The 13669-nt window shown below is 43.6% G+C and carries 12 protein-coding genes; 10 read left to right on the top strand and 2 right to left on the bottom strand.

The window, feature by feature from the left end:
- The first annotated feature begins 80 nt into the window (after window positions 1-80).
- Window positions 81-3383, top strand: coding sequence for a PKD domain-containing protein (locus ALT761_RS14405; RefSeq protein ID WP_129739672.1), 3303 nt, complete (start codon window positions 81-83; stop codon window positions 3381-3383).
- 254 nt (window positions 3384-3637) lie between these two features.
- Here the strand turns inward: ALT761_RS14405 and ALT761_RS14400 are convergent, their stop codons facing one another.
- Window positions 3638-5299, bottom strand: a complete 1662-nt coding sequence (locus ALT761_RS14400) for an NAD(P)/FAD-dependent oxidoreductase (RefSeq protein ID WP_129739670.1) — start codon at window positions 5297-5299, stop codon at window positions 3638-3640.
- A 215-nt stretch (window positions 5300-5514) separates the two neighbouring features.
- Here ALT761_RS14400 and fdxA point away from each other — a divergent pair, with 215 nt between their 5' ends.
- The 7 genes from fdxA to ALT761_RS14365 all read left to right on the top strand — a co-directional run bounded on the left by fdxA (window position 5515) and on the right by ALT761_RS14365 (window position 11490).
- A complete protein-coding gene (gene fdxA, locus ALT761_RS14395) occupies window positions 5515-5841 on the top strand; it encodes a ferredoxin FdxA (RefSeq protein WP_013783175.1) in 327 nt (108 codons plus the stop codon).
- A gap of 65 nt (window positions 5842-5906) precedes the next feature.
- Window positions 5907-6719: a TrmH family RNA methyltransferase gene (locus ALT761_RS14390; RefSeq protein ID WP_129740657.1), complete on the top strand. Its 813-nt coding sequence runs from the start codon at window positions 5907-5909 to the stop codon at window positions 6717-6719.
- A gap of 177 nt (window positions 6720-6896) precedes the next feature.
- Window positions 6897-7901: a ribosome biogenesis GTPase YlqF gene (gene ylqF / locus ALT761_RS14385; RefSeq protein ID WP_129739668.1), complete on the top strand. Its 1005-nt coding sequence runs from the start codon at window positions 6897-6899 to the stop codon at window positions 7899-7901.
- A gap of 107 nt (window positions 7902-8008) precedes the next feature.
- Window positions 8009-9241 carry a hypothetical protein gene (locus tag ALT761_RS14380; RefSeq protein ID WP_129739665.1) on the top strand — a complete coding sequence of 411 codons (1233 nt, stop codon included), beginning with the start codon at window positions 8009-8011 and terminating at the stop codon, window positions 9239-9241.
- Window positions 9241-10059, top strand: coding sequence for a transglutaminase-like domain-containing protein (locus tag ALT761_RS14375; RefSeq protein WP_129739664.1), 819 nt, complete (start codon window positions 9241-9243; stop codon window positions 10057-10059). Before ALT761_RS14380 ends, ALT761_RS14375 begins: the two co-directional genes overlap by 1 nt.
- 172 nt (window positions 10060-10231) lie before the next feature.
- Window positions 10232-10768, top strand: coding sequence for a DUF2780 domain-containing protein (locus ALT761_RS14370; RefSeq protein WP_232043466.1), 537 nt, complete (start codon window positions 10232-10234; stop codon window positions 10766-10768).
- Between the two features lie 233 nt (window positions 10769-11001).
- The gene (locus ALT761_RS14365) at window positions 11002-11490 is read left to right on the top strand and encodes a WbuC family cupin fold metalloprotein (protein ID WP_129739662.1); all 489 of its coding nucleotides are present in this window, start codon (window positions 11002-11004) and stop codon (window positions 11488-11490) included.
- Between the two features lie 154 nt (window positions 11491-11644).
- On the opposite strand, the gene ALT761_RS14360 is transcribed toward ALT761_RS14365, so the two are convergent.
- Window positions 11645-12100: a hypothetical protein gene (locus ALT761_RS14360; protein ID WP_232043465.1), complete on the bottom strand. Its 456-nt coding sequence runs from the start codon at window positions 12098-12100 to the stop codon at window positions 11645-11647.
- Window positions 12101-12488: 388 nt separating this feature from the next.
- Between ALT761_RS14360 and ALT761_RS14355 the strand changes: the two genes are divergently transcribed.
- Window positions 12489-12725, top strand: a complete 237-nt coding sequence (locus ALT761_RS14355; RefSeq protein WP_013783183.1) for an XRE family transcriptional regulator — start codon at window positions 12489-12491, stop codon at window positions 12723-12725.
- Window positions 12726-12783: 58 nt separating this feature from the next.
- On the top strand, window positions 12784-13413 hold the full coding sequence (gene upp / locus ALT761_RS14350) for a uracil phosphoribosyltransferase (RefSeq protein ID WP_013783184.1): 630 nt from the start codon (window positions 12784-12786) through the stop codon (window positions 13411-13413).
- Window positions 13414-13669 lie beyond the last annotated feature (256 nt).

Here is a 13669-nt window from a genome sequence, read left to right as displayed (position 1 = left end):
AGGAAGGAAAGGTGGGGGTGATCAGGTTTATGCTTTTTTAGTTTAATGTTTAACCAATAAAAAGTATAAGGAAGTGTTTCATGTTTATCAGAGCAAATTATAAGAAAAGCATTATTGCTGCATCACTGGTATTAGCCTTGTCGGGTTGTAACGACGATGACAAAGAAGATGTTATTGTTAACGAAGAAGAAGCAGTTAATGAAGAGGTGGTTAATAGTCTTCCCGTCGCCCAAGCCGGCGAGGATGCCACCGTTGACGAAAATACTCAGGTAACACTTGCCGGTAGTGGTGTAGATGATGATGGTACTATTGCATCTTACCGCTGGGTACAAACCGAAGGCGTAGAGGTCACGTTAACAAATGCAGACCAAGCTTCTGCTGAATTTACGGCTCCAGATGTGAAACCTTCCGAAATACTCACGTTCGAACTTAGCGTTACTGATGATGCTGGGGCAACTGCTACAGATAGTGTGTCTGTTACCGTTACTCACATCAACGCATCACCGATAATCACAATTTCAGCCCAGGAAGTGGAAGAAAAAGAGACGCACTCTATCGCTGCGGTAGTTGAAGACGACGGTGAAATTACCAACTATTTGTGGGTGCAATCGGGGGGGACAGATGTTGAGCTAAGTGGCACAACGACCTCAACGCTCTCTTTTACCGCGCCTTCTGTAGACAGCGATGAAACGTTATCGTTTGCCCTTACCGTAGAAGATGATGAAGGTGAGACGACTACCGAAACGGTTAGCGTTAATGTACTTCAGAAAAGTGAATCGTTAACCCTAGTAGGGCTAGTGACTGATTCGCCTATTATTGATGCACACCTTGTGATTAATGTAGGCGATGAGCAACAAGAAGTGACGGCTGGTAGCGATGGAAGTTATTCCGTTACATTGAGTGTGGATGATGATGCAACGGATAAAATGGTGTCTATTGTAGCCAGTGGTGTAGGGTCGCAAACGCAAGCGAAACTTATGTCAGTGCTAGGTTCGTTTGAAGCGCTCAATGAAGCCTCTAACGGTGACGGCGAGGTGACCAAAGATGATTTTTTCGGCGTGAATGTGACCAACGTTACCACTGCAAACGCCGGCTTAATGCAGCGAGAAAACCTAGGCGATCCCATCGTTGATGACGCAACGTTAGCGGCATTGAATCTTCGAGTTTCACAGCAAGAGAAGTTCGCGTTGGCAACCGCGATAAAAGTGGCGATAGACAAAGCGGGCGACGATGCTAGTTTAGCGTTGCCTGACGGTATAGCTGACACGTTAGCACTGGTCCAAAACCCAGAGGCTTCCGCTGCCTATATCGAGACTGTTGAAAATACCGAAGCGTATGAGTCAGCCTACGAAGAAATTATAGCAGACCCAGAGTTAGTAGAGAGTGATTTAGACGCATCGGTTACTACCTATTACCTGCTTGATTACTATAACCCACTTATTGCACATCCAGGTAAAAAGCTTACCTTAACCAGTGACACGACAGCAACTTACAGTACTTATTTAGGCACGTTTGAAGCTGAGAAATTTAGTGATGACAATGAAATAACATTAGAGTTTGAATATGGAGAGTATCATTTTATTCAAAATGAATATCTAAACATTGATGGGATTACTCAGCAAGTTGAAGTTGAATATGCTTACCATGAAATGACATTTTTGCCGCTAAATGAGCAAGATGGGGTAGTGACATTTCAAATGAAGCTGCTTTACTCAAAGTATTACCCCAATGGTGAATTGGAAGATATTCACAATATTCTTGACGACCCTACGCAAGTTACTGCGATTGCGTTAAATAATGCTACAGAAATTGCCATTGATAGTACCGATAACAAGTCGTTATCACTGCCGATCACCTCTTCGCTATTTGATACTGATGACAGTAATTTATTTACCTACAATTGGTCCTCAGACACGTTCGAGTTCAACCAAGACGGAACGGGTAATACACGTGTTGTAGATAATGATTTTACATGGATGAAGCAACCTTACGCCTTGAACCCTGACATTAACGAACTCGTCATTACATTTGATGATGGAACAACACAGTCTTATGTACAGCTAACCGACTCGAGCGACAATAACCTTTATGCAGTTAGCGGGACCTCCTCAGATGGGCAGAATGAGTCATTTAAGGTCGACGCTGGCGGTGCGGTAACCGCTGAAGATAAGTTCGACGTGGCGACAGTGCCAGGTATATACACCTACGCCTTTGATGGCGATAGTCTCAATGAATTCTGGTGGGAGCTTTGGCCAAACGGAAAGGCGTATACCATTGAAGTTGCTGATAATAACGGCGACGGTAACATTACCACGGAAGAAATTTTGGTAATGTATGGGAATTGGTCAGTGGAAGCGAATGGGGAATTACAAATAAATCGCTACCGTTCAACTGATTATAGTTGGCCCGGATGTTTTAATGAATCAGCCGATTGCTATTTATACAACAGCCGTACATGGTCGATATTTGCTCAAGTTGGCGATGCTTACCATATCTCTAATCTGCACGAGTTCGACTTCAATCTGCAAGATGGTAGCGGCGGCTTCGATGGCATAGTCGACTTCTTTGTACAGGATAATCGTCGTGTGTCGAAACAGGCGAATCGTCCTGTAACCGCAACGCTGCCTGAGCACCCACATTTACCCGCACTGCCGCCTCAAGCGTTTGTCAATTTAGTGACGCCCTCAGACTACTTAGGTACAACGTTATATGGTGTCGAGCAAAACGGATTGTACACAGTAGACGATGCATCAATAGCGTTGAGCCTAGAAGCAGATGATACTTATGTTCGTACCTTCGAAGGATTGCCGCAGGGCAGTGAAAGTGGGAGCTTCCTAGTTGCCGCAGACAACAGTATTCTATTACAAGCAAGTGATGCTGCAGCGCCGAACGGGCTTCAAGCATTTCTTTTGTCTTCTGATGGTGTCACGATAGGCGCTCATTTAGGCGCGCCAGTACCGTTTTTCGGAACTCAGCAAGCGGCTGGTGATTATGAAACGGTATTAAGAGAAGGCACATCTGTTGCGTCGTTTGATTCGTTGAAAGATAAGAGCTTAGTATTGGTAGATACTTCGCAAAGCGGTGAATGGAACACCACTTATCTACAGTTTGACGGCAGTAATGTGGTTATCTACACCGATAGCACTTACTCAGAAGTAAACGACAGCTTCGGCTATGTATTAAACGATGATGGGAGCATAGATATTAATGGTAGATTGTATCTTTCTTTGAGTACTACTGGGTTCTCGGTTTTCGTCTCTGATGAAGGAGAAGGCGATTATATCGACTTCAACTACCTCTTTGATGATACGACAGTAGCGGCTCAGTTCGTTGAAAATGCCAATAATTTGAGAGCTACCGCAGAACAGTTGGGCGACAATTGATTGCTTAATCAAAGCCGATAAATGAAAGGGCCTAATGGCCCTTTTTTATTAATAATGGCTAAAACTGCTCGATAACTGAGCCGAAGATCAGTATTTTACTATCTCTCCTGTTAGTAAGCTTTCCTTGCTAGACAACACTGGCGACTTAATTGAATACCTAAAAAAGAAAGCAAAGGTATGAAACAACTCATCGGGTTAACATTAACGCGAGAGTCTTGCTTAAATGGCTCCCTTTTTTCGGAGACTACTGAGAGTTAGGTATTAGAATCGGAGGGCACCAAAGCCAGTGCTACCGCTTCTGCAACGCGAATTCCATCAATACCTGCAGACCAAATACCACCAGCATAACCCGCACCTTCACCGGCAGGGTACAAGCCTTCAATATTCACGCTTTCGTATTGTTTATCACGTTTAATACACACAGGCGACGATGTGCGGGTTTCAACCCCTGTAAGCATGCCGTCAGCTTTAGCAAAGCCTTTGATTTGACGATTGAATGCGGGAATGGCTTCGCGGATAGATTCGATAACAAAATCGGGGACAACCTTGCTTAAATCAGTCAGGGTAATACCTGGGGTATAGGAAGGTTTTACTTCGCCTAATTCGTTACTTGGCTTGCCATCTAGGAAGTCGCCAATAAGCTGCGCGGGTGCATGATAATTCTCACCGCCCACTTTAAATGCCAGTTCTTCCAATTTGCGCTGAAGATCTATGCCTGCCAAGGGGTGTTCGGGGTAGTCTTTTTCGGGCGTAATACCTACCACAATAGCACTGTTGGCATTTCGTTCATGACGAGAGTACTGGCTCATACCATTAGTAACTACGCGGCCAGGTTCAGACGCCGCTGCCACCACGGTGCCGCCCGGGCACATACAAAAGCTGTATACGGTACGACCATTTCTACAGTGGTGAACGAGCTTGTAATCGGCTGCGCCCAAAATAGGGTTACCAGCGTTCTCACCAAATCGACAGCTGTCGATCATGCTTTGCTCGTGTTCAATTCTAAAACCAATGGAAAAAGGTTTGGCCTCTATGTATACACCTTGGTCATAAAGCGATTGGAAAGTATCGCGGGCACTATGACCAATAGCCATAATGACTTTGGTGCAGGGTAGGTAGCTGCCATCAGATAAGAATAGCCCTTTAATTTTATGGCTTTTTGAGTCTGTGCTTGCTTCATCAGCTGGTTTTGAATTCGCGCTGTCTAAATCTAAGCTTTCAACACGGGTGCTGAAACGAATTTCACCACCTAGAGAAATGATTTGCTCACGCATTTTCTCTACCATGCTCACCAGTTTGAATGTACCGATATGTGGCTTACTCACATACATGATTTCTTCAGGTGCGCCAGCAGCAACAAATTCGTTCAATACCTTACGGCCATAGTGCTTGCGATCTTTCACCTGACTATATAGCTTACCGTCAGAAAAGGTGCCTGCGCCACCTTCACCAAATTGTACATTCGACTCTGGGTTTAGCGGTTGTTTACGCCAAAAACCAAAGGTGTCTTTGGTACGTTCACGAACGGCTTTGCCTCGCTCAAGCACAATAGGTTTGAAGCCCATTTGGGCTAAAATAAGCGCAGCGAATAATCCACAAGGGCCAAGGCCAACTACCACTGGGCGGTCGGTTACCTCTTCCGGAGCGGTAGCGACAAACTTATAGCGCATATCAGGGGTTACCCGTACGCTGGTATCTTTGGCGAACTTTTCAAGCAGCGCAGCTTCGTTTTCTACCGTTACATCAAGGGTGTAAATAAGCTGGATGTCTCTATTATTGCGCGCATCGTAACCGCGTTTAAATACCGTGGTTTCAAGAAGCATCGATTTTGTGATTTGAAGCTTATGCAAAATTGCGTTTTCTATCGCAACTTCATCGTGATCTAGCGGTAATTTAATATCGGTTAAACGCAACATAATAATAGGTACTCTTGGCTTTGCCGGACGGCCTCTCCGTCAGGGCGCGCGTATGGTAAATCAGCAACAAGACTAATACTAGCTGCAATCACGGGTAAGCAGTGGGTTAATTAGCTTATTTACCCTAGAATAATAGAGTAAAAAGAAATTTGAGTTTTACACAGGCTAATTTAAACTTGGCACCCTGAAATAATAACCCAAGCATGTAGGTGCAAATGACCTTTGTAGTGACAGACAATTGCATAAACTGTAAGTACACAGACTGTGTTGCAGTATGCCCAGTAGATGCATTCTTTGAAGGACCTAATTTTTTAGCCATAGATCCTGCTATATGTATCGATTGTGCGCTTTGTGTACCTGAATGTCCTGCCGACGCCATAGTTCAAGATACGCACCTGACTGATGCGCAAAAGCCGTATTTGGCTATTAACGAAGAGCTTGCAGCGAAGTGGCCTAATATTATTGAGCTAAAAGCGCCGCCTGAAGACGCCGATGTATGGAATGGTGTGCCAGATAAACTGGCCCTGCTTGAGCACGAATAGCGTGCAAGGTTAATAAATAACAATGCACCTGTGCGCTTCGCCTCCTAAAACGGAAAAATAGAATGATGAAACTTGACGATGTTAAAAAGCTGCATCAGAAAAAATACCGTGGGCAATTTGGCTTTTATTTGGTGGAAGGCGAACATCTAGTTTTAGAATTAGTAAAAGCCGTTAGGACCAATGCTTACAGTAATACGAGTAGTGCTCCATCAGCTGAATTTATCACCCTTTTTATTACCGATGACTTTGAGCAAAAGGCGAGGGCGCTTGATTCGGGGTTTACCCTAGTAAACGTCACTCAAAAGCAAATGTCACAGCTTAGTGATACTAAAACCCCGCAAGGTATTATTGCCTGTGTGCCATTACCTAGTTCTACCGCTGGCGCGACCAATACCCCAGAGGAAGTGTCGGATAAAAATTTGAATCAAGCGCTTGGACATAAAGACAAGCAGCGCTACGTGTACCTGCACGAAGTGCAAGACCCAGGAAATTTGGGCACCATATTAAGAACATTAGCCTGGTTTGATAATTTCTCCTTGTTACTAAGTCCCAATAGTGTGGACCCCTTTAATTCTAAAGTGGTGCGTTCGAGTATGGGGGCAATCTTTCACGTGCCTATTGAATTAGATGTGAGCCTAGATGCATTGCAAACTCGCTTCAGCCGGTTCGCCTATTTAGATATGTCAGGTGAAGCCGTTACCGCACCGTCGTTTTCAGATTTCGACTGCTACTTGTTTGGTAATGAAGCGAGGGGTGTTCCCAAAGCAGCGCTTTCTGCATTTAATGCCAAGGCATACACCATTGCTGGTAGCGGAAAAATAGATTCGCTCAACTTGGCCAGTGCCGTGAATATGTGTGTTTATGAGTTGTCCCGTTAGCCTTTTGCTAATGCTATTCAGACGCACACATTAGCGCTGCTATTTGCAGTTTATATATTATTGAACATTTAATGCGGATTAGCGTTCTGCGCTTGCTTCTCATTAGCTTGATAACAGCCCAGGCATTAGCGAAGTGCTAATAGCTTGGTATCACCACCCCCTAAAAGGATAATAACAGTGGCCTTACAATGGTTTCCTGGACACATGCACAAAGCCCTTAAAGAGATTAAGGAATCGCTTAGTCAGGTAGATGTACTGATTGAGGTGCTTGATGCACGCATACCGTTTTCAAGCGAAAATCCAGAGATTGCAAAATTGCGAGGCGATAAGCCGTGCATAAAAATTTTGAACAAGTACGACTTGGCTGACCCTGAAATAACAGCGCAGTGGCAAGCGCATTTAGAGTCTGAGCGCGGGGTTAAAACCCTGACTACCTCTAGCGACAACCCCGCTAGTAGTAAACAAGTCATGGGGCTGATTAAAACCATTTGTGCACACAAAGACGTGCAGCATAAAGTGATTAAAGCCATGATCACGGGCATTCCAAACGTAGGGAAGTCTACCCTCATCAATATTTTGGCCGACCGTATTATTGCTAAAACGGGTAACGAGCCAGCGGTAACAAAAAGTCAGCAACGTATTAATTTAGGTGATGGTATTGTGCTTTTCGACACCCCTGGGGTGTTATGGCCAAAACTGGAAAATCCTAATTCCATATATCGTTTAGCCTCTTCAGGTGCAGTGAAGAACACGGCAATGGAATATGATGATGTGGGTTTTTATGCTGCCGATTACCTGATTAAAGCTTACCCAGATGTGTTAAAAGCGAATTATAAGCTTGAAGAAATTCCCGATACTGAAATTGAGTTTTTAGAAGCCGCGGCGAAAAAGCGGGGCGCTATAATGACCGGCGGCCGTGTTAATCTTCATAAGATATGTGAAGTGTTATTGAATGAACTACAATCGGGTAAATTAGGCAGAATAACCCTAGAAACGCCAGAGATGATTGAAGTCGAAAAACGTGAAATAGCTGAAGTGGCAGCAAAGAAAGCCGCTGATAACGCCAAGCGAAAGCAACGGTTTAAAGATGGCTCGCTCACGCCAGATAAACAAGCTAGAAAAGAAAAACGAAATGAAAAACGTGAAGCGCAAAGTAAAAGAATGAAGAAAAGCGCGAAGTAGAACGCACAAAAGAATATAGAAATATTCGCATAAAAAACGTATGGTCAATGGTATGAGCAGCCAATGTGCTTTCTTAATCAGTGACAAATATCAAGGAACGACTATTTATGAAGTTAGGCAGTATTGTTACCTCTTTATCTTTCTCAAGTTTGTTGGCGTTTAACGTAAGCGCTGTTGAATTAGTCAACCTTAGCGATTTTCCAGACTGGTTCAAAGAGGCAATGGCTAGAGATACCAAGGTGACTAACACTTCACCTATTGAAATAGCTGATTTTCAGGTAAATAGTTCGGTGTTGGGGCAAGCGACTGCACAAGACGCTTCTGAAGGTACTTGGTACTACACCATCGATATAGGTACTGATTCACCAGTCGAATGTTACGCATTTAATGAATTTGACGGCCCCGCCAACTCACTATATTCAATTGTTGAATATAGCTTGTCGGGTGTGGAAACGTTAAATGAAAAAACGCTTTCTGGACAATTTAACTATGCCATGGATTCGGGTGTGGTCGACGCAACGCCTTACCTCTCACTCGATACGTTGTATACGGTAGGTGAGGGCGATGAAAAGGTCTCCGGCCTTTTAAAAGGCCTCTCTGCTGAAACTGATAATAGTTTGCAAGTTTGCATCCATAACGAAATGGGTTATCAAAGCGCTTTTGTTGCTGTATTTAAGTCGTTCGTACGCGCGTTTACTGCGTCTCAACCTTCCCCTGAATTTTACCGTTCTACCTATCAGATAGTCATTAATGATATCCCTATGGGTTTCACCCGTGAAAAATATATAGAAGATAGCGATGGTGATATTGAAATTGTGGTAGGGACAGCGTTTATGATCCCCGTAGATGAAACATCAATTGCTCGTTCAGATTCAGTCGCTTTTTCGTGGAGTAACCCAGACGGTTCTTTGATTAACGCAAGTGAATACACCATTGAAAACAGCACGATGACATCAAGCTTTAATATTAGTTACGTTGAAGACGCTTGGCAGGTTAAAGGGGAGTTGCAAGGTAAAGCTTTAGAAATAGAACTGGCTCATAAAGACTGGTTACTATCGAGCTACGGCAGCTATTTAGAATCGGTCAATCTCCTTAACTCAGACAATAACTCAGGCAGTTTTTATATGTGGACGGCAGATGCCGACCCAACCGCAGCCATTGAGGTTGTGATAAGCGAAGAGGCAGACAATCCTAGTGGTAACCTTAAAATAGATATGGGGCCACTGGTAATGACCATGCAGTCTGACAAAAAGGGCGTCATTAGCAAGGGAGTTATGCAACAAGGCGGGCTTAAGATGGACATGGTATTGATGCATTCCAACGGAACCCCCACACTATAATGTGGTCTTCATGCCGGTTATCTATTGGGTTTAGCCTACTATTTGGTTTTGTTGGTTTTGCGTTTACTCATACAGTAAGCGCGCAGTCTGTGCCTTCTATGGCCGAAATAGGTATCGAGCTTGCTGAAGGTCAGGTTTTACCACTTTCAAAACAGATTAATTTTGAGCTGGTATCATCAAACTCGAATAAGCTGGCTACCAACTTAGAAAACTGGGAAGGTGTGACTGCTGAACAGGTGAGCGATAATCGCTTATCGATTACCTTATCTCCAATGCCTCGTTTTATTAAACCAGTTCAAGATAAACACAGCGCAGATAGCTTTGTTGTAGATTTGAGTGAGCCCAGTACAAAAGCATTTGTTGCTAGCTATCAACAAGCTTACGCAGATGCCCCCTTTGAGCTAGAACATCTTACCGCCTTTGTTGATGGCTATATTGTTGATCCAAATTATATTCACGGTTTTAATATTGCGTCGGTTGTTGCTAGCCAGCGCAGTGGTGATTGTACCGAATATGCGGTGCTTACGGCAGCGTTAGCCCGCGCGTTAGGCATGTCAGCCAAGGTTATAATTGGTACGGTGATAGTGGAGCAAAACGATAGTGTAAATGCGTTTGGGCATGCATGGACTGAAGTTTGGCAGGACGGGCAATGGCACATTGTAGATTCAGCCTTATACCGCTTAGAAGCGACACAGCACTTTTACTTACCTGCCTCTGAACTAGACAACGAAGGTCCGGGTTATGGAATGGGGCTCGTTAGGGCTTTTGTGCTGATGCCCGAGCAACTTCTTTCGCTTCGTAGTAAGCCTAAGTCTTAAGTCCTACACCTCACTAAAATAACGACTCAGCCCCGTACGAGTAAGTGCTAGGGCATAGTTTTATCCTTTTGCCTAATTGTGATAATTACAAATACCTATAGAATTAGGGCTCTTGAAATCACTAAGGATGGATTGTTGGCAGAGCTTTTGTTTCCTGCTCACAATAAAAATAATGATGAAAAAAATCTACGCTCTTGTTTTAGTATCAGGACTCGCCGTTGCCCCACAAAGCCATGCTGAAGGATGGTTGGATTCTCTGAAAGGCTTGTTTGGTATGACCGAAGAAGTTGAAGCAGTGCCGAATATTTCTGATATGACACGCTCAGTTAGTGATGCGGTAGGCATTACCGAGTCTCAAGCGACAGGTGGCTTAGCATCTATCTTCAATTACGCAAAAGACAATATTTCAACCAGCCAGTTCAGTGAACTAAGCAACGCATTGCCGGGGCTTGAGTCTTTACTAGGTTCAGTACCCGATATCAGCAATGTAACTTCTGAAGGCGGTTTAAGCAGTATTCTTGATAAAGCCGCAAGTTATAGCGATAGCTTTAAGTCAGTTAATGAATTAAACAAGCAATTTGAAGCGCTAGGCTTAGAGCCAGCACAGATCATGCAAATTGTGAATAGTGCAAAAGCTTACCTTGATACCGAACAAGGGCAAGAGATTAAAGCACTGTTGGTTGAAGGTTTAGGCAAGTTCAGCGGCTAAACTAATAGGGTAACTCAACACGCTAAGCCGAGGGCTTAGCGCGTTCTTGAATGTCAAAGGCGAGCAATAAGCTCGTCTTTTTGCTTTTTCAGCACCGTCAATGCTAACGTACAGGTTACGCCAAAATACAAGTCCCCTCGCAACACAGGCTTGCGCGTTAAGTTAAATGTTCAGCACTTTAGGGTAGTCAAATACCGGCAATCCCATTAATAAAGCAAAACAAGGAGAGTGTCATGCTTACCGATATTCAACTTTTTAATCACGCGCAGCGCAATGCACTTAAAGAAAGCGCCAAAGCAAGCCCAAGACGAAGGGCCAATCACAACGTCCACAAAAGTTACGAAGATTTAGTCCAGCGCCTATTTATCGCAATGGAACCAGATTCTTATGTTCGTCCGCATCGCCATACCCAACAGCATAAGTGGGAATTTTTTATGGCTGTGGAAGGGAGTATCGATTTATTGTTTTTTGACGACAATGCTGTGCTAACTAAACGTATAACCTTAAGCGCTGGTGGTGATTGTGTAGGGGTAGAGATCCCACCTAACGTATGGCATGCCACGGTTTGCTTTGAACCCGTGGTATTTATGGAAGTAAAGCAAGGCCCCTACGAAGTCATGGATGATAAAGGTTTTGCAAGTTGGGCACCTGAAGAAGGCGATGTAGCGGTTGCGCCTTTTTTAGAGAAACTAAAAAAGGCTGAATTAGGTACGCAGTTTTAATGTTTTTTGTGCTTGGCACGAACACTTGCAACTTACAGTAAAAGCATAGAATTAAGTTTCTATCGAAAATGCGTTAGCACTTTTCCTATCTATGAAGCATAAAAAGTGATCGCCCACACCGCGATACAAAACAATATGGGCGATGATTTACCAATTAATAAGGATTTGCGAACTTGAGTTTATCTTCCTCTGACGCCGATTCTTGGCATTCGCCGAGTAGGTGATAACGGCCTTCAGTTTCATGGGTATCAATTTCAATATAGCCATTTCGGCAATATTGCGTTTCAAGTAACTTTTCACTTAATGTATCGTAAAAAGCTTCCATACGTTCGGCATCGCGATCGTTACCGCCCCTTGCTTCTCCGCCAACATCTCCGCCACCGTCTCTGCCGCCTCGACCGCCACCATTACCACCTCGAGAAGGACGTTGGCCGCGGCCTTCATCCCGGTCTCCACGACTTGGCATACCAATGCTAAAAGCAAATAATTTTGTGCCATCGGGATTAATTTTGGTTTCGAAGAACACTTCACCTTGATCACGATGGTCTGGTTTTCCGGCGCAGCCTGCTAACACGGCAGTAACAACTAAAAAGGGAACAAGTAATTTCATAATTATAATTTTTGAGGTAGCTAAAGATAACCTTAAGAGAGATTTTAAAGGTGAAAGTTGCGAAGTAAAGTGTAAGTTTCTAGTAAAGGTGGAAGAGTTAGGCAAAAAAATTCCAAATTGGAAAGTCGTTGTTATTGCCAATAATAATGGTATGGTTAAGGATAAGTGAGCAGCGCAAGTGCGCATTCCAACCACCAAAGAGAATTCATCATGCAAAACGTTACTTTTAATTACTTTTACAATTATACCCAATAGCGCCTGACGCTGAGTGTTCAGGGGCAAGTATTCGCTTCTGGGCATAGCATAAAAGTAAGAACGTTTTGCAAAAGCCCAGAAAGGTTAAACCATCTGGGTTTTTTTATGCCCAAAATATATCGGCGACAAAACAATGAGAGAAATAACGTTAGGTGAAATTAGAAAGCAACACAGGGTTAAACAAGAAGTTGTGGCAATGGCGCTTTGCGTGACTGCTTCGGGGGTAAGTAAGCTTGAGTCGAAACGCATACAAGATGTTCCCCTTCATAGAGCCTCGGCCTACCTCGCAGCTGTAGGAGGAAGCATCAAAATAGAAATGACATTACCTGACGGTAGCACCGTGAATGTAGGAGAAAATACGTTAGGTTAATTTTGCCTAAATGGTTTGAGCGGTTAAACTGTGTAAAACAGATACTTAAGGAAGTAAAATGGCCGTTCATGAAATAACTCATCCATTGATTGCACACAAATTGGGGTTGATGCGTTACTCCAAAATTAGCAGTAAAGACTTTCGTGAGTTAGCATCAGAAGTAGGTAACTTGCTGACATACGAAGCTACACGAACGCTACCAACAGAGCGTGCAGTGATAAAAAGCTGGTCAGGTGATGATGTTGAAGTTAAGCAAATCAAAGGCAAGAAAATTACGGTAGTACCTATTCTTCGTGCTGGGCTGGGCATGCTTGAGGGCGTATTAGAACTAATCCCTAATGCAAAAATCAGTGTGGTTGGTTTGTATCGCGACGAAGATACACTGCAGCCTGTGGCTTACTTTGACAAAGTAGTAAAGAATATTGATGAGCGCACTGCATTAATTGTTGACCCAATGTTAGCGACTGGTGGTACGTTAATTGCCACTATCGATTTACTGAAGCAAAAGGGCTGTAAGAAAATCATGGGGCTTTTTTTAGTGGCCGCGCCAGAAGGTATTAAAGCCGTGGTTGATGCGCACCCTGATGTAGAAATTTTCACTGCTGCTATTGATGACCGCCTAGATGAGAAGGGTTACATACTGCCTGGTTTGGGTGATGCAGGCGATAAAATATTTGGAACACGATAAAAACAAAAACGATTAAGGTAACTTAGTCCAACTGGCCTCTGTGTCTAATTCGCTTAAAACCTTTCAATCATAGGTATTCGATAAGAGGTGTGAATTAATCGTTTAAGTGGTGATATAGTTAAGGTCATTTTACTGTAATTAACGGTTAGCCAACAAACCGGCATGCTTGAAGCGTTTGTAACGCTTGCATATTTACAGTTAGTTGTCTTTGCGTACGCAGGGAATCGTAAAAACAAACGCAGGGAATAGTACACAT

The organism is Alteromonas sp. 76-1, from assembly GCF_900654235.1.
GTDB classification, from domain to species: Bacteria; Pseudomonadota; Gammaproteobacteria; order Enterobacterales; family Alteromonadaceae; genus Alteromonas; species Alteromonas naphthalenivorans.
This window is presented reverse-complemented; position numbering and strand designations above follow the sequence as displayed.

Excerpts from the sequence above, each read along its gene's own strand:
- ALT761_RS14405 (WP_129739672.1), top strand. The coding sequence starts at position 81 with ATGTTTATCAGAGCAAATTATAAGAAAAGCATTATTGCTGCATCACTG.
- ALT761_RS14400 (WP_129739670.1), bottom strand. The coding sequence starts at position 5,299 with ATGTTGCGTTTAACCGATATTAAATTACCGCTAGATCACGATGAAGTT.
- fdxA (WP_013783175.1), top strand. The coding sequence starts at position 5,515 with ATGACCTTTGTAGTGACAGACAATTGCATAAACTGTAAGTACACAGAC.
- ALT761_RS14390 (WP_129740657.1), top strand. The coding sequence starts at position 5,907 with ATGAAACTTGACGATGTTAAAAAGCTGCATCAGAAAAAATACCGTGGG.
- ALT761_RS14380 (WP_129739665.1), top strand. The coding sequence starts at position 8,009 with ATGAAGTTAGGCAGTATTGTTACCTCTTTATCTTTCTCAAGTTTGTTG.
- ALT761_RS14375 (WP_129739664.1), top strand. The coding sequence starts at position 9,241 with ATGTGGTCTTCATGCCGGTTATCTATTGGGTTTAGCCTACTATTTGGT.
- ALT761_RS14370 (WP_232043466.1), top strand. The coding sequence starts at position 10,232 with ATGATGAAAAAAATCTACGCTCTTGTTTTAGTATCAGGACTCGCCGTT.
- ALT761_RS14365 (WP_129739662.1), top strand. The coding sequence starts at position 11,002 with ATGCTTACCGATATTCAACTTTTTAATCACGCGCAGCGCAATGCACTT.
- ALT761_RS14360 (WP_232043465.1), bottom strand. The coding sequence starts at position 12,100 with ATGAAATTACTTGTTCCCTTTTTAGTTGTTACTGCCGTGTTAGCAGGC.
- ALT761_RS14355 (WP_013783183.1), top strand. The coding sequence starts at position 12,489 with ATGAGAGAAATAACGTTAGGTGAAATTAGAAAGCAACACAGGGTTAAA.
- upp (WP_013783184.1), top strand. The coding sequence starts at position 12,784 with ATGGCCGTTCATGAAATAACTCATCCATTGATTGCACACAAATTGGGG.